This is a genomic window from Streptomyces sp. NPDC043952 (assembly GCF_056435325.1).
The window spans coordinates 280,550-298,339 of sequence record NZ_JBWKES010000006.1 but is presented as its reverse complement, the minus strand read 5'-3'; the positions used below and the strand labels follow the sequence as shown (position 1 = coordinate 298,339).

General features: G+C 73.1%; 17 protein-coding genes and 4 pseudogenes. 10 read left to right on the top strand and 11 right to left on the bottom strand.

Features of this window, described 5'->3' with window-relative positions:
• Nucleotides 1-138: 138 nt before the first annotated feature.
• The 3 genes and pseudogenes from AC069R_RS10095 to AC069R_RS10085 form a co-directional block, all read right to left on the bottom strand.
• Nucleotides 139-294 (bottom strand): annotated as a pseudogene (locus AC069R_RS10095) (DNA-binding protein); the annotation flags it as partial.
• Between the two features lie 74 nt (nucleotides 295-368).
• The gene (locus AC069R_RS10090) at nucleotides 369-1,493 is read right to left on the bottom strand and encodes a hypothetical protein (protein WP_478766133.1); all 1,125 of its coding nucleotides are present in this window, start codon (nucleotides 1,491-1,493) and stop codon (nucleotides 369-371) included.
• A gap of 81 nt (nucleotides 1,494-1,574) precedes the next feature.
• The gene (locus tag AC069R_RS10085) at nucleotides 1,575-2,120 is read right to left on the bottom strand and encodes a hypothetical protein (protein WP_478766131.1); all 546 of its coding nucleotides are present in this window, start codon (nucleotides 2,118-2,120) and stop codon (nucleotides 1,575-1,577) included.
• A 353-nt stretch (nucleotides 2,121-2,473) separates the two neighbouring features.
• On the opposite strand from AC069R_RS10085, the gene AC069R_RS10080 reads away from it, so the two are divergent.
• The 3 genes from AC069R_RS10080 to AC069R_RS10070 all read left to right on the top strand — a co-directional run bounded on the left by AC069R_RS10080 (nucleotide 2,474) and on the right by AC069R_RS10070 (nucleotide 4,761).
• A complete protein-coding gene (locus AC069R_RS10080) occupies nucleotides 2,474-2,677 on the top strand; it encodes a cold-shock protein (protein WP_028799214.1) in 204 nt (67 codons plus the stop codon).
• Between the two features lie 180 nt (nucleotides 2,678-2,857).
• Nucleotides 2,858-4,360: a DEAD/DEAH box helicase gene (locus AC069R_RS10075; protein ID WP_478766129.1), complete on the top strand. Its 1,503-nt coding sequence runs from the start codon at nucleotides 2,858-2,860 to the stop codon at nucleotides 4,358-4,360.
• Between the two features lie 209 nt (nucleotides 4,361-4,569).
• Nucleotides 4,570-4,761, top strand: coding sequence for a CBS domain-containing protein (locus AC069R_RS10070; protein ID WP_478766127.1), 192 nt, complete (start codon nucleotides 4,570-4,572; stop codon nucleotides 4,759-4,761).
• Between the two features lie 148 nt (nucleotides 4,762-4,909).
• Here AC069R_RS10070 and AC069R_RS10065 read toward each other — a convergent pair whose 3' ends face one another.
• Nucleotides 4,910-5,284: a hypothetical protein gene (locus AC069R_RS10065; RefSeq protein ID WP_397984899.1), complete on the bottom strand. Its 375-nt coding sequence runs from the start codon at nucleotides 5,282-5,284 to the stop codon at nucleotides 4,910-4,912.
• Nucleotides 5,285-5,720: 436 nt separating this feature from the next.
• Between AC069R_RS10065 and AC069R_RS10060 the strand changes: the two genes are divergently transcribed.
• Nucleotides 5,721-6,065 carry a MerR family transcriptional regulator gene (locus tag AC069R_RS10060; RefSeq protein ID WP_478766125.1) on the top strand — a complete coding sequence of 115 codons (345 nt, stop codon included), beginning with the start codon at nucleotides 5,721-5,723 and terminating at the stop codon, nucleotides 6,063-6,065.
• A 314-nt stretch (nucleotides 6,066-6,379) separates the two neighbouring features.
• A complete protein-coding gene (locus AC069R_RS10055; protein WP_478766123.1) occupies nucleotides 6,380-6,856 on the top strand; it encodes a DUF5994 family protein in 477 nt (158 codons plus the stop codon).
• Between the two features lie 204 nt (nucleotides 6,857-7,060).
• Here AC069R_RS10055 and AC069R_RS10050 read toward each other — a convergent pair.
• Nucleotides 7,061-7,255, bottom strand: a pseudogene (locus AC069R_RS10050) (DNA-formamidopyrimidine glycosylase family protein); the annotation flags it as partial.
• 478 nt (nucleotides 7,256-7,733) lie between these two features.
• On the opposite strand from AC069R_RS10050, the gene AC069R_RS10045 reads away from it, so the two are divergent.
• Nucleotides 7,734-7,940 carry a cold-shock protein gene (locus AC069R_RS10045; RefSeq protein ID WP_111583233.1) on the top strand — a complete coding sequence of 69 codons (207 nt, stop codon included), beginning with the start codon at nucleotides 7,734-7,736 and terminating at the stop codon, nucleotides 7,938-7,940.
• A 260-nt stretch (nucleotides 7,941-8,200) separates the two neighbouring features.
• The gene (locus AC069R_RS10040) at nucleotides 8,201-9,823 is read left to right on the top strand and encodes a DEAD/DEAH box helicase (protein ID WP_478766148.1); all 1,623 of its coding nucleotides are present in this window, start codon (nucleotides 8,201-8,203) and stop codon (nucleotides 9,821-9,823) included.
• 106 nt (nucleotides 9,824-9,929) lie between these two features.
• On the opposite strand, the pseudogene AC069R_RS10035 reads toward AC069R_RS10040, so the two are convergent.
• Both AC069R_RS10035 and AC069R_RS10030 read right to left on the bottom strand, forming a co-directional pair.
• A pseudogene (locus tag AC069R_RS10035) lies at nucleotides 9,930-10,112 on the bottom strand (WCX domain-containing protein); the annotation flags it as partial.
• Nucleotides 10,113-10,571: 459 nt separating this feature from the next.
• Nucleotides 10,572-11,405 (bottom strand): annotated as a pseudogene (locus AC069R_RS10030) (helix-turn-helix transcriptional regulator); the annotation flags it as partial.
• A 118-nt stretch (nucleotides 11,406-11,523) separates the two neighbouring features.
• Between AC069R_RS10030 and AC069R_RS10025 the strand changes: the two are divergent.
• Entirely contained in the window at nucleotides 11,524-11,967 is a 444-nt protein-coding gene (locus AC069R_RS10025; RefSeq protein ID WP_478766121.1) for a VOC family protein, read from the top strand.
• A gap of 109 nt (nucleotides 11,968-12,076) precedes the next feature.
• Entirely contained in the window at nucleotides 12,077-12,688 is a 612-nt protein-coding gene (locus tag AC069R_RS10020) for a rhomboid family intramembrane serine protease (RefSeq protein WP_478766119.1), read from the top strand.
• 58 nt (nucleotides 12,689-12,746) lie between these two features.
• On the opposite strand, the gene AC069R_RS10015 is transcribed toward AC069R_RS10020, so the two are convergent.
• The 4 genes from AC069R_RS10015 to AC069R_RS10000 form a co-directional block, all read right to left on the bottom strand.
• Nucleotides 12,747-13,520: a hypothetical protein gene (locus AC069R_RS10015; protein WP_478766117.1), complete on the bottom strand. Its 774-nt coding sequence runs from the start codon at nucleotides 13,518-13,520 to the stop codon at nucleotides 12,747-12,749.
• Nucleotides 13,521-13,807: 287 nt separating this feature from the next.
• Nucleotides 13,808-15,028 carry an NAD(P)/FAD-dependent oxidoreductase gene (locus tag AC069R_RS10010; protein ID WP_478766115.1) on the bottom strand — a complete coding sequence of 407 codons (1,221 nt, stop codon included), beginning with the start codon at nucleotides 15,026-15,028 and terminating at the stop codon, nucleotides 13,808-13,810.
• Between the two features lie 118 nt (nucleotides 15,029-15,146).
• Nucleotides 15,147-16,091 (bottom strand): RNA polymerase sigma factor SigJ, encoded by a 945-nt coding sequence (gene sigJ, locus AC069R_RS10005; protein ID WP_478766113.1) that lies wholly within the window; start codon nucleotides 16,089-16,091, stop codon nucleotides 15,147-15,149.
• Nucleotides 16,092-16,212: 121 nt separating this feature from the next.
• Entirely contained in the window at nucleotides 16,213-16,548 is a 336-nt protein-coding gene (locus AC069R_RS10000) for a hypothetical protein (RefSeq protein ID WP_478766111.1), read from the bottom strand.
• A 479-nt stretch (nucleotides 16,549-17,027) separates the two neighbouring features.
• Here AC069R_RS10000 and AC069R_RS09995 point away from each other — a divergent pair, with 479 nt between their 5' ends.
• A complete protein-coding gene (locus tag AC069R_RS09995; protein ID WP_478766109.1) occupies nucleotides 17,028-17,759 on the top strand; it encodes a hypothetical protein in 732 nt (243 codons plus the stop codon).
• Nucleotides 17,760-17,790 lie beyond the last annotated feature (31 nt).

The following is a 17,790-nucleotide window of genomic DNA, read 5'->3' as shown; positions in this document are numbered from 1 at the left end:
ACGAACCGACAAGCTCGCCATCGCTTACGAGGCCGCACTTCACCTCGCCGGCATCCTCATTTGGACCCGACGCTGACCAAAGAGACAGACCCTAGGCGCTCGCACCCAGCGGGCGCCGTCTCTGCAAGGTGCCTCGGCTCAGACCTTCTCGGCGCTCACGCGTGGATGCCCGGCAGTGAGCAGCCCGACGTCTTCTACGCCGGAAGTCAGGATCGTCACCCGGCCGGGATACTGCAGGGCGGTCGCGCACAGCATGGCGTCGATGGCGTACTTGTGACCGTGCAGCCCCGCCGCGACACGAGGCTCTGACCTGACGCCGGAGGATCCCCGTGCCGGAGGTTCGTGGGCCTCCGGTCCAGGTGTGCCGGTCACTCCACGAGTTCCATCCACAGGCTCAGTTCGGGGGATTCCGCCTTGTAGGAGCGCCTGTGTCCGGGGCGGGTGGCCTCGTAGCGGGCTACCAGGAGCTCCGCCGTCTGGACGGTGACGGCGGGCAGATCGCGTTCGATCACCCGCTCCCAGGGAAAATCGGTCTTAGGGGCGTGGAGCGAAGCCAGAGGGAAGGGCTGGGGCAGCGAGCGGCATGCCTTCCAGCAGATCAGCTCCGGCGCGTACTCGATCAAGTGGCCGTGGCCCTGCCTGGACCTCCGTGGCATCGCCGCCAGCGCCGAGTGGGCTGCTCTCCATGCCTCGACGGCACGCATCACGCCCACCGGGGTCATCCGGCCGTGGAAGAGACTCCGGTAGACGGGCGAACCACGGTCGTCCCACAGCGCCTCACGTCCCTGCGGCGTGGCAGCGAGGTTCGCCGCGACCGGTCGGGGGTCGACCGACAGGCACGCGAGGGCGCAGGTCACGTCGGCCATGGAAAAGCGCTGGCCGTGGAGCCCTGTCGTCACGCCACGGCGAGGATCGAAGTCGCCCTTCTCCCAGTCCCCGCGCATCAGGCGGACGATGTTCGGACAGCGGATCAAGCGGTCCTGCGCGGTGGAAGGGTTGAGGTAGCGGTCGGCGACGTCGTGGACGCGACGAGCACGCTCCCTCTCGGGGCCGCAGTAGATCTCGAGGCGGATGACGGAACGTCGCAGATGGTCGTACGACAGCCGGTCCCGCGCGTCCGCGATGACCTTCAGCCGCTGCATACCGTCGATGCACTCGGGCCCGATGACGTGCAGCGAGTCGCCGAACGGCCGCAGCCCCGACTGCACTTCCACGGCATCCGCGCCCAGCGCGATATGGCCCGCGGCACCGAAGTCCTCGGGCCGGTCCTCCAGCATCCGCGCCAGCCCCCTGTTGGCCTCGGTGGCTCCGAGGTCGCCGCGGCCGGCCCACAGTCGGCGTGCGGCATCAACCGGAGCCGCGACGTGTACGAGGTCGGCCGCGGTGACGTCCACGGCCCAGCCACGCGTGAGCTGCGCGACGCGCAGTGGCCGAAGGCTGAGGACGGGTTCGGCCGAAAGCGGGCGCTCGGCAGACGAGAAGATCCAGTTCACGCCTGTTCAACGCGACGGGGCTCGCGGCGTGACGGTGCGCCGGAAGATATCCGACCCCGCAGCGGAGCGGTCCGCTCCTCGTCAACCGGGGAGCAGGTCGCCGATCATTTCGAGGGTGATCATCCAGGTGGGCTGGGCGCCGGTGCCGAAGGCGGTGGCGAGGGCGTAGCCGAGGGACGCGTCGGTCGGGTCCGGGTCGGCGCCCTTGCGCCACTGGGCGAGGACGCGTCCGTCGCCGCTGGAGGAGAAGTCCCCGACATGCCGTCCGTCCCGGAGCAGTCGGCTGTCCGGGACGGAGCCGGGCACCAGGCGGCGCGTGTGCCCCGCGTGGTGGACGTCGACGCGGTACGAGCGCCGGGTGAGCCATCCTCGCGCCGGGGCGACGACGGCTTCCGCGCCGTCCACGGTCAGGGTGAGAAGTGCGCTGTCGCGGGTGCCGATCGGGATGTGGTCGGCGGCGTCGGTCCCGGCGGCACGGCGCAGTACGACGCGGGGTACCGACTCGCCCTCGACGCTCACCTCGCCCTCCCGCGTGTCGAGGCGGACGGTGACCGCACCGAAGAGGTCGTCCTCCACCACGGTCTCCACCACGGTCTCGTCGACAGGTTCCAGGGCCCCTATTCTCACCCGCCATTGTGATCATCTCCCCAGGCCCAGACCAGGTCCAGGCCCAGGCCAGATCCAGGGCCAGGTCGTCCGGTCATCTGGTCATCCGGTACGGCCGCCCGTCTACCGCCGCGCTCTTTTTTGGGGAAAGAAATCTGTAGTCGCGGGATAAGAAATCGACGCGGCACACGGTGACTATTCCTGCGTTTCCAGCCGGCGCCGCATTATTTGCCGCGCACGGCCCGCATCGACGTGCTACTGTCGTCATCAGTTGCAGGTGTGGTTGCCAGAAGGTTTTTCCTACGGCAGATCATCACGGCGACACGGAATACGCACAGGGCGTGTTTCTGACACCGTTCCGAAGGAGAAACAAAATGGCTACTGGCACCGTGAAGTGGTTCAACGCGGAAAAGGGCTTCGGCTTCATCGAGCAGGACGGCGGCGGCGCCGACGTCTTCGCCCACTACTCCAACATCGCCACCCAGGGCTTCCGCGAGCTCCTGGAGGGCCAGAAGGTGTCGTTCGACATCGCGCAGGGACAGAAGGGCCCGACGGCCGAGAACATCGTTCCCGCGTGACGATGCGGCACTGACGCATACTTCGCAGCTGGGGCCCGCACCTTGGGGTGCGGGCCCCAGCTCGCTTTTTTTCCGGGTTATTCCGACCCCAGCCGTTCCGGCTCGTTCTCGCGATTCTCTGCGCCGCTCATTCTGCTGCGGAAATTCCTTGATACGCGCCCGCATCGAGGAAGGTTCCGCATGAACCGCACCCGTTCCACCCGCGCACGTACCGCTCGCACATACGACCGCTTCGGAGGAAATTCCGCGGCGGACCGTTCCCGCGTCCCGCGCTCCCGCTCCCACGGCTACGGAAAACGGCAGTCCGGGCCGGGGGAGTTCGCGCTGCCGAAGACCGACACGCCCGCGTTGCCCGCTGTCGAGTCGTTCGCCGACCTCGCCATGCCGGCGCCGCTGCTGGCCACGCTCGGCCACGAGGGCGTGACCGTCCCGTTCCCGATCCAGGCGGCCACCCTGCCGAACTCGCTGGCCGGTCGCGACGTACTCGGCCGCGGCCGCACCGGGTCGGGCAAGACCCTGGCCTTCGGCCTCGCCGTACTGGCCCGTACGGCGGGCCGGCGCGCCGAGCCGCGCCGGCCGCTGGCCCTGGTCCTGGTGCCCACCCGCGAGCTGGCCCAGCAGGTCACGGACGCGCTCACCCCCTACGCCCGCTCGGTGCGGCTGCGGCTCGCCACCGTCGTCGGCGGCATGTCCATCGGCCGGCAGGCCGGTGCCCTGCGCGGTGGCGCGGAGGTGGTGGTCGCGACGCCCGGCCGGCTCAGGGACCTCATCGAACGGGGCGACTGCCGGCTCGACGACGTCGGCGTCACCGTTCTCGACGAGGCGGACCAGATGACCGACATGGGCTTCATGCCCCAGGTCACCGCCCTGCTCGACCTGGTGCGCCCGGACGGCCAGCGCATGCTGTTCTCGGCCACCCTGGACCGCAACGTCGATCTGCTGGTCCGGCGCCACCTGACCGACCCGGTGGTCCACTCCGTCGACCCCTCGGCCGGTGCCGTCACCACGATGGAGCACCACGTGCTCCATGTGCACGACGCCGACAAGCACCGTACGACCACCGAGATCGCGGCCAGGGACGGCCGGGTCATCATGTTCCTGGACACCAAGCACGCCGTGGACCGGCTGACCAAGCACCTGCTGGACAACGGCGTCCGCGCCGCGGCCCTGCACGGTGGCAGGTCCCAGCCGCAGCGCACCCGGACCCTGGCCCAGTTCAAGGACGGACACGTGACCGTCCTGGTGGCCACCAACGTCGCGGCCCGCGGCATCCACATCGACAGCCTCGACCTGGTCGTCAACGTGGATCCGCCGAGCGACCACAAGGACTACCTGCACCGTGGCGGTCGTACCGCGCGGGCAGGCGAGTCCGGCAGCGTCGTCACCCTGGTGACGCCCGGTCAGCGCCGCGACGTGACCCGGCTGATGGCGTCGGCCGGCATCGCCCCGCGCATCACCCCGGTCCGCTCCGGCGAGGCGGAGCTGAGCCGCATCACGGGCGCCCAGGCGCCCTCCGGTGTTCCGGTGGTCATCACCGCGCCGGTCGTGGAGCGCCCCCGCCGTACGTCTGCGCAGTCTCAGGGCCGCCGCGCCAGCCGGGGACGCGGCGGTCAGGGACGGCCCGTGGGCGGGCGGGCGCGGCGCGGGGCCCGGCCGGAGACCGGCAGCGGCTCGGCCGCCTAGACCGACTCCAGCCCCTCGCCTCAGCCCCTGGCAGCCCGACCCGAGGAGAACACTTGACGCCGGCACGGACACAGACGCAGTACAGCGGAACCTCGGCTCCGACGCGGCCGCAGTACCGCGGTGCCGGCCCTGTCCCACTGCCCCTCCTGCCGCTCCCCGTCGTCATGACCGACGACGGGGAAGGGCGCGGGCCTCGGGTGTGGGACGACATGACCGTCGAGGTGGCTCTGGCCGTCATGGCGGGTGCGCGGGTCGAGTACCTGACCGTGTGCGACGGGGACGACCAGCGCACGGGTTCGATCACCCGGCGCCGGCTCGCCGCGCTGCGCGACAGTGCCGCGTACACGGACCGCATCCGTCTGCGCGACCTCTTCAGTGGAGCGCCGCCCTCGCACGGCTGACCCGCCGCACCCCGCGTCGGTCACGGGTGAGCCCGCAGACCGCCCGTCCCGCCGCCGAGCCGCGTCCGTACCGCTCGGCGGGGCCGGTTCCGCCGCCGCGCCCCTCTTCCCCGGAAAACGCCGGGCCGAAGAGGGGCGCGGCGGCGTTTCACTGGTCGAAGTAGCTGAGATCGCCCACGGTCCAGGCGCTGACGTCCTTGATCGCGACTCGGTACATACCGCCCGTCTCCGGGATCCCGAGGCTGCCTTGCAGGATCCGGGCGAGATGGAAGTGCAGATGCGTGGGCGACTCGCCGCGGCCGGGCCGGTACCCGCGTGGCCCGCGGGCGAAGACGTCGGAGAAGACGCCGAGCCGGTCGGAGTCCTTCAGGACCTCCGCCACCCGCTCCCTCCATACCGCCTCGGGAGCCAGCCGGCCGGTGAGAACGGCGCCGCCGACGACCACGGTCAGCGCCATCTGATTGCTTCGCTCGGACTCCACCGCGGCGGAGATGGCGACGAGCAGCTCATCAGGGTTCGACATGCAGCAGAGCTTAGCCACCCGTCCGGCGGCAGGGGGCTGCCGACCGGATGACGAGAGCCGGCCACCGCCGAGACCTTCCTCCACCCAGAGAGTGAAATCTACAGTCGCCACTAGACATTTTTTCCCTGGCGTGAGTATGCTTCTTTTCGTACGAGAGAGAGTCCAGTGTCGCCGGAGCGGCGACGGAGCAAGGGAGGAACGACGCCATCAGGATCGCCCGGACCGGGCATCACTCGGTTCGGGTACCGCAAGACCCCGGAATGGATGGTGGTCCCCGGTCACGCAGCTGCGATCCCCCGCTCCGCCCTGCAGGGCCGGGTAGCGGAAAAGAGAAGGTCGGCACAGCAGTAGGGCCGACAGATGGTGTTGAATTTCCTTCGGGGCCCTGGTGCCGTACGGCACCAGGGCCCCTCGACGCGTTGCACAGCGAGGTGACATGACATCGGACAACCCACTGAATGATCGTCTGGACGACGACGACTACCCCGCATACACGATGGGGCGGGCAGCCGAGATGCTCGGCACCACCCCGGCCTTCCTCCGGGCCATCGGCGAAGCCCGGTTGATCACCCCTCTCCGCTCGGAGGGAGGACACCGCCGGTATTCCCGCTACCAGCTGCGGATCGCCGCTCGGGCGCGCGAGCTCGTCGACAAGGGGACCCCGATCGAGGCGGCGTGCCGCATCGTCATCCTGGAGGACCAGCTCGAGGAAGCGCAGCGCATCAACGCCGAGTACCGCCGCGCCGCCGGCAAGGCAGCGGGCAGCGCCGGCACCGGCTGAGCCCCGGCACCGGCTGAGCCCCGGTGAATGCTGAGGCCCCGGTGAATGCTGAGCCCCGGTGGATGAGGACAGCGGCGGACGAGGACGGCGGTGGACGAGGACGGCGGTGGATGGGGACGGCGGCAGGTCGCGCGGCGGCGAGGGGATCGAGTCGGCCGGATCTCACGCATCCGGTACGCCGGACCGGCGCCACCACCAGCAGCCGGGAGTACCCTGACCGTACCGAGGGCTTTTCGCGCAGCGCGACCGGCGGTGCCGTTCCCGGCGAGTGACGAAACGGGCGGTCGCCCGGCGGCGCCCGGAACGGACCGCAGATGGAACCCAGCAGTGCGCCGGCCGACAGGCACACGTACCGCATGCCCCTGCCGCGCGTGGCCCTCACTCCGGACGCCGGCCACGGCCCGCTGGACGGCGCCTGGTGGCCCCGCTGCGACGCGCTGGAGCTTGAACTCCCATCGCTCGTCAGCTCGTTGGAGCCGGATCCGGAGACGGCGGTACGGGTCTCCGTGTACCCCGGCGAATGGCCCGACGCCCCGCACGCGGTCATGTCGCCCGGCCGGGAGATCGCCGTGGAGCAGACCGGCACCGGCGGCCAGGCGCATGCCATCACGGTGGACTGCGGCGCCCTGGGACGCTGGGTGCTCCTCGTCGTACCCCCAGAGGAACCCGTCGGAACGGCCGCCCGGCTGCTGGCCGCCGCCGCTGACCCCGAGAACTCACTGACCGCCGCGGGAATGCTGGCCCTCGCCGAAACCGGCCACCTCGGGAACACGGCCGAAGCGGCGGAGTGAATCACGCGCCTGCGTCCGCGCCCTGGCGCATGAGCTTGCCACGGTCGTGACGGGGGCGCCGGAACAGGTCGGTCACCACGATGCCGTGCGCACCGGGGTGGTGGCGGGGCTCGAAGTTGGGTGGGTTGCGTACGCGGTGAGCTGAGCGTCCCCGTCGGGCGATCGTCCCAGTGGTCGGTGGCCGGTCCGTGGTGCTGCGTGCGGCGTGCTCGCGAGCAGCCACTTCCCGTGCCGCTCCGGCGCGGCGAACCGCCGCCCCTCCAGCGCGTCGCGCAGCCCGCGCGCGCCGGTCCCGTGCAGGACACCCGGATCGCGCACGGCGACACGGCGTACGACCCGCCCCCGCGCGCAGGACTCCAGCACCCGGCGGAATCCCTCGACGTCCGGGAGCTCGGGCACGTCTCCGTCTCCTTCCTCCTCCGTCTCACCAACGTCTCCTCCGTCTCACCAACGTACGGCGGCACGCGCGGCCGCGCGTGCGTCGAAAATCTGTGGCGGCCGGTACACATAGTCGCGGCGGGCGGGGGCGGGCCGTACGCCGTGTGGTCGTACGCGCGGCCGCTGTCGGATGCCCGGAGGCGGGCACCGGTCTCCTCGGCGTCTCCCCGCCCCTCCAAAAGCTGGCCGGACACGAGGCGAATACCTGCTCCGGCCAGTGCAGAATTACCCTACGCGACCGGGCGAGAATTGGCCGGGCGGCCGGAAAACGGCACCAGCGCCGCCGAGCGAGGTGTGTTAGCGTGATAGGCGTTGCAGTTTTGGTTGCCAGAGACTTTTCTTTGCAGAGCTTTCCGGATCTTTCCGGAGGGGTGATCACAGCGGCGACTCGGCTTCGCAAGGTGCGAAGTCCGGCACTGCCCCCAAAGGGAGATTCATCATGGCAACTGGCACCGTGAAGTGGTTCAACTCGGAAAAGGGTTTCGGCTTCATCGAGCAGGACGGCGGCGGCGCTGACGTGTTCGCCCACTACTCGAACATCGCCACCTCCGGCTTCCGTGAGCTTCAGGAAGGCCAGAAGGTCAGCTTCGACGTCACGCAGGGCCAGAAGGGCCCGCAGGCCGAGAACATCGTTCCGGTCGCCTGACGCTCACCCGCGTCGTCGCGAGCCGAGCGGCTCGCACATCATGAGGCTGGGGCCCGCGCTCTCGGGGTGCGGGTCCCAGCTCATTGTCTTTTTCCGGGCCCTCGCCTTTTCCTGGACGACTCCAGTGCCACTGGACGCCTCCAGTGCCGGGAGCGGCCCGGCTCTCCACCATTTTCTTCGGCTCATTCTTGCGAATCCTCGCGCGGTCAACGCCGCCCGGACGGAATTCCTCGATGCGCCGCATCGAGGAGGGTTCCCCCCTGAACCGCACCCGTCGCACCGGCGGCACCACCGGTGACCTCCGCGCGCCCCGCAGGTCCGCGCGCCCCCGTCCGAACACCGGCCGCACCACCGGCCAGAGCGCCCGGCCCGCCGCGCGCCGGCAGGAGTTCGCCCTGCCCGCCACGCTCACCGAGCCGCTGCCCGCGGTCGAGGCGTTCGCCGAGCTCGACATGTCCGAGCGGCTGCTGACCGCGCTGGTCAACGAGGGCATGACCACGCCCTTCCCGATCCAGGCGGCCACGCTGCCGAACGCGCTCGCGGGCCGGGACGTGCTGGGCCGGGGCCGTACCGGCTCGGGCAAGACGCTCGCCTTCGGCCTGCCGGTCCTGGCCCGGCTGGAGGGGCAGCGGGCCCAGCCCCGGCAGCCCCTCGCCCTGGTCCTCGTACCGACCCGCGAGCTGGCCACGCAGGTCACCGACTCGCTCGCCCCGTACGCCCGCGCGCTGCACGTGCGGTTCGCCACCGTGGTGGGCGGTGTGTCGATCGGCCGCCAGACGAGCGCGCTGCGCGGTGGCGCGGAGGTCGTGGTCGCCACGCCCGGCCGTCTCAAGGACCTGATCGACCGCGGCGCCTGCCGTCTCGACCACGTCGCCGTCACCGTCCTGGACGAGGCGGACCAGATGGCCGACATGGGCTTCATGCCGCAGGTCACCGCGCTGCTCGACCAGGTTCCGGCGCGTGGGCAGCGGCTGCTGTTCTCGGCCACCCTGGACCGCAACATCGACCTCCTGGTCCGGCGCTACCTGCACGACCCGGTCGTGCACTCGGTGGACCCGTCCGCCGGGGCGGTCACCACGATGGAGCACCACCTGCTGCATGTGCGGGACACCGAGAAGCACACCGCGGTGACCGAGATCGCCGCCCGCGACGGGCGCGTGATCATGTTCCTGGACACCAAGCACGCGGCGGACCGGCTGGCCAAGCACCTGCTGTCCGTCGGGGTGCGGGCCGCGGCCCTGCACGGTGGCAAGTCCCAGCCGCAGCGCGACCGTACGCTGGCGCAGTTCAAGAACGGGCAGGTCACGGCCCTGGTGGCGACCAACGTCGCCGCCCGCGGCATCCATGTCGAGGGCCTGGACCTGGTCGTGAACGTCGATCCCCCGGCCGACCACAAGGACTATCTGCACCGCGGTGGCCGTACCGCGCGGGCGGGCGAGTCCGGCACCGTCGTCACCCTCGTCCTGCCGCAGCAGCGGCGCGCGATGGACCGGCTGATGGCCGACGCCGACATCACCCCGCGCAGCGCGCGGGTGCGCCCCGGCGAGGAGGAGTTCCAGCGCATCACCGGCGCCCGGACGCCCTCCGGCATACCGGTCGTCCTCGCCGCACCGGTGGTCGAGGAGCGGCGCGAGAACGGCACGGGCTCCGGCGGCCGGCGCCGCAGGGGCCGGGGCGGGCGCGGGGGCGCGGGCGGCCAGGGCGCCGGCCGCGGTGGCGCGAGCGGGCAGAGCACGGGCCGGAGCAGGGGCGGTCAGGGTGCCGCCGCCCGTGGCGAGGGCGCGAGCGGTGGCGGCCAGGGCGCGCCCGGCCGCGGTGGAAGCACGCGCGGCGGAGCACCGGCCCGCCGGGGCGTCCGGCGGAGCAGCACCGGCAACGCCTGATCCCGGCCGCGTAGCCCGAGGGACCCCGAGCACCCCGATGGGGTAACAGGGCCGGCTCCGCGCGTCGAACGCTCCTCCCGCCCTTCCCGGCGCCGCCTCCTCGCCGTCAGGCCCGGCCGGCGCCGGCCCTGAGGCGGTCGGCGAGGGCGATGACGAGGTCGCGGAGTTCGCCGGGGCGTTCGATCACGAACGGGCGGTCGAGCGCGGCGAGGAGCGGGGGCAGCCAGTCGAGCCGCTCCGCGCGCAGCTCGACGCGCAGCCACCCTCCAGCCGCCGGGTCCCGGCCCGCCTCCGGGCCCTGGGCCGCCGCCCCGTCCCGGCCCGCCTCCGGGCCCTGGGCCGCCGCCCGGTCCTGAGTCGCCTCCGGGCCCCGTCCCGCCGTACGGTCGTCGCCCGCAGCCGCATGCAGGCGCGCACCCGGACCCACGCCCGCCACCGAAACCAGGCCCGCCGCCGGGTCCTCGCCCGCCGCCCGGCCCTGAGCCGCCGTCCGGCCCCGGACTTCCTCCAAGCCCTGGCCGGCCTCCAAGCCCTGGCCGGCCTCCGGGTCCTCGCCCGTCGCCGGGCCCTGAGCCGTCGCCGGGTCCTGGACCGCCTCCGGACTCCGTCCCGCCGTACGGTCGTCGCCCGCAGCCGCATCCAGGCGCGCACCCGGACCCACGCCCGCCACCGAAACCCGGCCCGCCGCCGGGTCCTCGCCCGCCACCGAATCCCGGCCCGCCGCCGGGTCCTCGCTCGCCACCGAATCCCGGTCCGCATCCGAATCCTGGCCCCGCTTCGGGCCGGGGTCGTGGAGGGTCGCGACGGTGGTGGGGAAGTGGGCGCGGATCTCGTCGGGTGTGGCCTGGATCCGCAGGGTGACCCGGTGCCGGTAGTCGGCCGTGGCGAAGCCCGACAGCACGCGCTCGGCCGGACCGGGGCCGGTGGGCGCCGCGAACGTGCCGGGCAGGGTCCGCGCGTCCGCGACGCGGTCGAGGCGGAAGGTACGGTCCCCGGCGCGTCCGGCGTCCTCGCCCGTGACGTACCACCGGCCCGCGTGGACGACGATCCCGTACGGGTGCAGGACGCGCTCGCTCCGCCGGTCCTCGCGGTCGGTGTAGCGGATCGAGACCGGCCGGCGATGGCGCACCGCGTCGGCGAGGGTGAGCAGCACCCCGCTGTCCGGGGCGTCGAGCCCGCCGGTGCCGTCCGTGAAGGCGAGAGCTTCCTGGAGCGTGTCGAGGCGGCGGGCGAGGTGCCGGGGCAGCACCCGGCGGATCTTGGCCGCCGCCGTCTCGTTCGCCGTGCGCTCCGCCGTCGTCAGCCCCGCGCGGCGGCCGGCGAGCAGGCCGAGCAGTACGGCCAGTGCCTCGTCGTCGCCGAGCATGAGCGGCGGCAGGCGGTATCCGGGGGCGAGCCGGTAACCGCCGTAGCGGCCCCGCACCGACTCCACGGGGATGTCCAGGTCGGTCAGCTGCTCCACGTACCGCCGCACGGTGCGCCCCTCGACGCCGAGCCGGTCGGCGAGTTCGGCCACGGTGCGGGTGCCGCCCGATTGCAGCAGCTCCAGGAGTGTCAGCACGCGGCCGGTGGGCCGGGTCACGCGGCCGGTTGGTCTGGTCACGCGCACAAATCTAACGCCGATAGTGGACCGATTCCGTCCTCTATTGCTCCTAGCCTGCGAGACGCGGCAACGCATCCGGTACGGCAAGGGAGATCCCATGGACTTCGTCTCGATCCGCGTCATCACCGACGACGTGGCACGTCTCGTCGGCTTCTACGAACGGGCCCTGGGTACGGCGGCAACGTGGGCCACCGAGGACTTCGCGGAGGTCGGCACCGCGGGCGCGACGCTCGCGATCGCCGGCACCCGCACGGTCCCGCTGTTCGCACCGGGCTCCGCCCGCCCGGCGGACAACCACAGCGTGATCACGGAGTTCCTCGTCGACGACGTGGACCGCGTCCACCGGGACCTGTCCGGGTTCGTCACCGACTTCGTCGCCGGGCCCACCACCATGCCCTGGGGCAACCGGTCGCTGCTGCTGCGCGACCCCGACGGCAACCTCGTCAACTTCTTCACGCCCGTCACCCCGGCGGCCGTCGAGAAGTTCGCGGGACGGCGGTCCGCGCGGCCGGTCGCGCCCGCCCCCGGTGGCTCGCGATAGCCTCCGGCAGGCCGCTCGCGCCGGACGCGGGCGGCCCGGACTCGGCACGGACCGGCCGCGCGGGCTGCCCGCCGGACCGGAACGGCCAAGACAGGGACGGGAGTTGGGCATGGCGACCGGTGCACGGGACGAGGAGCGGATACCGGCCCCAGAGCCCCGGCCGGGCGCCCGGCGCCGGCGGGTGCCGCCGGTGACGGCGGTCTTGTTCCTGGTGACCGGGACGGTGACGGCGGCCCAGTTCGCCTTCCCCGCCGTGCTCGGGGCGCTGCGCCGCGACCCCGGCGCGCTGCGGTCGGGCGAGTGGTGGCGGGCCCTGTCCCCGCTGCTGGTGCAGTCCCCCGGCTGGCAGGCGCTGGTGACCGTGCCGGCGATCGCGGCCCTCGGCATCCCCGCCGAACGGATCTACGGCGCGTGGGGCACGCTCGCGCTGTACCTGGTGCCCGCGGCCGTCGGCGAGGGGCTCGGCTACGTCTGGCAGCCGCACGGCGCCGGCAACTCCATCGCCGTACTCGGTCTGGCCGGTGGCCTGGTGGCCTGGCTTTTCCTGGCGGCCCAGGACAGGGGCCGGCCGAAGCCGCTGCTCGTCCGGGTCCGCGTCTGGGGCGCCGCGGTGCTGGTCGGCGCGGTCGCGGACAACGCCTTCCGCGACATCCACGGCCTGCCCACCCTCACCGGCGCCGTCATGGGCGCGGGCCTCCTGCTGCGCCGCCGCAGGGCGTGAGGCGCCGTACGAGCCGGACACCGGGTGCCGAGGCCTCCTACTGATCGCGGCGGAACGCTCAGGGGCTCAGCAGGTGCAGCCGCCCCGGATCCGCCTCCATCCGCAGCGGGGCGCGCACCTCGCGGACCGGGGTGCCGTCCACGGCCAACCGGTGGGCGCCCCAGGCCCGTTCGAACCGCAGCCGGCGCACCCGCCGCACCCCGAAGGACTCGCCCCGCACCTCCAGCAGCCCCGTCCCGGTCGTCGCGACGCTGAGGCGCCGGCCGTCCGGCATGGTGATCTTCTCGTTGTCGAGGATGAGGCGGATGGGACCCGGATCGGCGCGCAAGGGTGCCAAGTCAGCGTGGCGCAAGGCGAGTTCGTAGCCGCGGCCCGCGAGGTGGATGCCGATGACGTCCCTGCGGCAGGTCCCCGCACCCGCCACTCCCGCACCCACCAGCGCGGTGCCCGGTACTCCGCCGCCCATCACCCCGTCGGGCCGGTCGATCAGCAGCGGCAGCCGCCATAACGCCGCCGCCCGCATCGCCTGCTCCGGCCGCACCCCCGGCGTGTGCACCAGCAGGCCCACCGACCGGGGCGGCAGACCGTGCTGGGCGCCGCCGCGCTCGCCCGGCTCCGGTGCCGGGCCCAACTCCAGGCACGGCAGGCCCCGTTCGGTCAGCAGGGCGCGCAGCGCGCCCGCGCGTTCGCGGTCCGACGGGTGCCGGCCCCGGACCACGCCGAGGGTGGCGCGCGTCACCGGAAGGGTGCCGGACAGGCGTACGGCGGCGGCCAGCAGCCGGTCGGCGCCCGTGATCTGGCGGGCGGTCGGGGGCGAGGACGAGGGCGGCATGCGGCTCCTTGCGCGCTCGGGACGGCACGCACGCGGCCGCCTGCACGGCTCGGTCCACGGCGGCACCGGTCGTTCAATCCCTAACGTAGTGCGCGAGCGCGGCCGGTGTGAAGCCGCGCCAAGAGCGGGTGAACACGGCGCAACTCCCTTGTGACGGAGGGCTTTCCGCGGGTCCCGCCGGTGCGGCTCACACCGCGTTCACCCCCACGCCCCACGCCCCGCACCCCGCACTCCGCACCCCGCACCCCGCACCCCGCAGGGTCAACGGGACGGTTTTCCCAGCGGGTTCAGGCCGCCGTCTCCGCCACCGCGTCCCCCGCCCGCTCCGCACGCTCGCCGCACTGCCCGCGCGGCACGACCACCCGGCGCGCCCGGACCGGTACCAGCAGCGGGTGGACGACGCCCCATGTGGCGCCCTTGCAGATCAACTCCTTGTAGCGGGCGGCGAGTCGGCCGGTCAGGGCCCGGTCGACCGCGCGGTCGTCGGCGGTGACGAACTGGATCAGGCCGTCCCCGCGGCCGAGCGAGACGCACTGCTGGTAGTACCGCACCGGCGTCACCGGCACCTTGCTCCCGCTGAGCCGCGCCGCGATCGCGTCGGCCGCCTGCCAGGCCATGGGCACGCCCGAGGCGCACGACATCCGCAGCGGCTTGCCGCCGGGGCCCATGGCGAGCGCCGCGTCGCCGACGGCGTACACGTCCGGGTGGGAGACCGAGCGCATCGACCGGTCGACCACGATCCGGCCGCTCTCGCCGGTCTCCAGGGTGGTGGCCCGCGCGATCGGGTGGACGGCGAACCCGGTGGTCCACACGGTGGCCGCGGACGGGATCGAGGTGCCGTCGGCGGTGGTGACGCGGTCGGCGGCCACCGCGTCGACGGCCGTGTGCTCGTGCACGGTGATGCCGAGCCGGTCGCAGACGGCGCGCAGATGGCGGCGGCCCCTGGGCGAGAACTGCTCGCCGAGGGCGCCGCGCACGGCGAGGGCTACGTCCAGATCCGGGCGGGCCTCGGCGAGTTCGGTCGCGGCCTCCAGGCCGGTGAGACCGCCGCCGACCACGAGCACGGGCGCCCCGGCCGCCAGTTCGGCGAGGCGGGCGCGCAGCCGCAGCGCGCCGGGGCGGCTCGCGATGTCGTGGGCATGCTCGGCGACCCCCGGCACGCCCTGGTCGTGCCGGCCGCTGCCGAGGGCGTAGACGAGGGTGTCGTACGGCAGTTCCTCCCGCGCCTCCCGCTCCCCGGTGACGGTCACGGTCCCGCGGTCGGCGTCCACGGCGGTGACCCGCGCGAGCCTCAGGGTGACGCCGGTGCCCGCGAACATCGCGGCGAGCGGCCGGGGCGGAAGGTCCTGTCCGGCGGCGAGCTGGTGCAGCCGGACGCGCTCGACGAAGTCGGGTCCGGCGTTGACGAGGGTGATGGCGACGTCCTCGCGGCGCAGCCGGCGGGCGAGGCGGCCGGCGGCGATGGCTCCGGTGTACCCGGCGCCGAGGACGATGACGCGGTGCTGCATGGCCTGCTCCTGTCGCTCGTGGGAGGGATCCCAGGCGGTTCGCCCCTTGAACCGGGCGGCCCGCCGTTTTCTGACAGGAGCAGGCTGTGACCCGCGTCACATACGCGAGGGGTGCGGGTCAGAAGACCTTGAGCACGGGCTCGCCGTGCTCGCCGGCCGCCCACCGCCGGGTCGCGCGCTCCAGCTTGTCCGGGTTGACCTGGCTGCGGAAGGCCGCGATGCCCTGCCGGGTGATCTCCAGGCAGGTGATGCCGATGACCCGCCCGTCGAGCACCACGACGAGCGCGGGGGCGCCGTTGACCGGGCAGACGTGGAGGTCGGGCGAGCCGCCGACCAGGTTGCGCTTGGCCTTGCCGGGCTTGAACAGGCCCCGCATGAAGGTCGCGACGGCACGGGCGCCCTCGAACGCGCGGGCGCGGGCCGGCACCTTGCCGCCGCCGTCGCCGATCGCGACGGCGTTCTCGGTGAGCAGTCGTACCAGCGGTTCGGTACGGCCGCTGGTGGCGGCGGCGAGGAACTCGTCCACGATCCGCCGCGCCGCCGCCTCGTCGATCTCGGCGCGCGTCCGGCCGGCGGCGACGTGCTTCTTCGCGCGGTGGAATATCTGCTGGCTGGCGGTCTCGGTGAGGTCGAGGATCCGCGCGATCTCCCGGTGCGGGTAGTCGAACGCCTCGCGCAGCACGTACACCGCGCGCTCGTTCGGGGTGAGCCGCTCCATCAGGGTGAGGACGGCGTACGACACCGACTCGCGCTGTTCGGCGGTGTCGGCGGGGCCCAGCATCGGGTCCCCGGCGAGCAGCGGCTCGGGCAGCCAGGCGCCGACGTAGGTCTCGCGGCGGGCGCGGGCGGAGGCGAGCTGGTTGAGGCACAGGTTGGTGAGCACCTTGGTCAGCCAGGCCTCGGGGACCTCGATGCGCCCGGTGTCGGCGCCCTGCCAGCGCAGGTACGTCTCCTGTACGGCGTCCTCCGCCTCGCTCGCCGAGCCGAGCAGGCGATAGGCGATGGCTTCCAGCCGGTGCCTGGACGCCTCGAACCGGTCCACGTCGTCCGCGGTCAGGGCCATGGCCGGGATCCTAGCCCCCGGAACCGGCCGACCGCCCCGGATATCGGGGCCGGTGACCCACTGACGAGCGGTGGGTCACCGGCGATCGGTGGGTCACCGGTCTTTCGCGAGGTGTGCCCGGTCAGCGGGCGGTGCGGGCGTCCGGAGCGGGCAGGTGGGTGCGGTCGGGACCGGTGCCGGGCGCCGGGCGGCCGACGGGTGCGGTGGCGCCCCCTGCGGCCGGCGCCGGGGCCTTGATGCCGCGGGGCGAGGCCGCCGGGAGGTCGCCGCCCGCCGCCCAGACCGTGGACGTCCAGGCGCTGCTCGCGGCGATCGCGTCGCCGATGGCGGTGCGGTTGGCCGGCGGGTGGGAGGAGTTGCCGCCGAAGGTCTCCACGGCCTGGACGCTCGCTGCCTCCTGGCTCAGGTAGAGCGCCGTGTGCCGCATCGCCTGGTCCGCGTTGGAACCGACGGTCACCAGCTTGGTGGACTTCGGGTCGAGCGCGTTGATGTAGCTCTTGAACAGTCCGGCCGCCAGCGAGGCGGCCGAGGTGAGCGTCGCGAGGTGGCAACGGGTACGAGAGTTCGACGAGCCCCCCGGAAGTGAGTGTTGTGCGCCGCGGGCATCCCGGCCCGGTGCGCGGCCGCCCCGTGACGACCGGACCCCGGCACGCGCGCAGGCTCGCCGGCGTCCCCGGCGACCCCGACGCCCCCGGCGACTCCGGCGACTCCGGCGACCGGTGATCGCCCGTCGGCAGCAGGACGGTATGTGAAGGCCACGCCGGGTACCGGTGACGGTGTCCGAACAGTGGGTGAACAGCGGTACACGGGACGGGAGTTCGCCAACTCGCCACGCCGGCACCGGAGTCGGCGTGCGGCGGGGGGCCACCCGATTACAGTGGGAGCGTCCGGCGTCTGCGAGGGGGGCCTTCGGTGGCTAGGCGGGGCGGGAACGGCATGGCGTGGTCGGCGCTGCGTGCCGTGTTCTTCGGGGTCATGGGCGGGATCATCGGCATCGCCGGCTACTCGATCAGCCGCACGGGCGGGCAGCGGCTGTCGGTCGTCGTGGGCGCGCTGCTCGGCGTCGGCATCGCCCTGGGCCTGGAGTTGTACCGCAGGTCCGGGCGGCTGACGCAGGTCAAGCTCGTCGTCCTGGGCAACGAGATGTCGTTCGCGGCCAAGGCGGACATGCGCCAGGCGGCCCAGCGGATGTTCTTCCAGGCGGCGACCCGAGTGGCCACCCGGCCCCTGGCGGACGGCAGCGGAAATCTGCGCGAGGCCCTGACCTCGCTGAAGACGCTGTTCGATCTCTACCGCGAGCCGCTGGAGGCGGACACCACCCCGCCGCCACCGGCCAAGGGCGACTCGGTGTACGAACTCGCCCTGGAGATCCTCAACTTCGAGCTGGCGCCCTTCCTGGCCAAGTGGCACCCGCGGCTGAAGGAGTACGAGGAGCGCGGCGGCGAGGAGTCCGCGTGGCCGCAGAACGCCGTGTTCCGGGCGGAACTGCGCGCGTTGCAGGAACGCCTGCGGCCCTATGTCATCGGGCTCGGCGAGATCGCCGGGATCCGGGAGCCGGAGCGGCATCTGCGCCCGTCCGGCCGTTTCCCGCCGTCCGCGGGCGCGGTGCCCCGGCAGCAGGTGCCGGACGTGCAGCCCGGACGGCAGGAGCCGTCCGCGGGCGGGTGACCCCGGCGGCCGCCATACGCCGTATCGCATG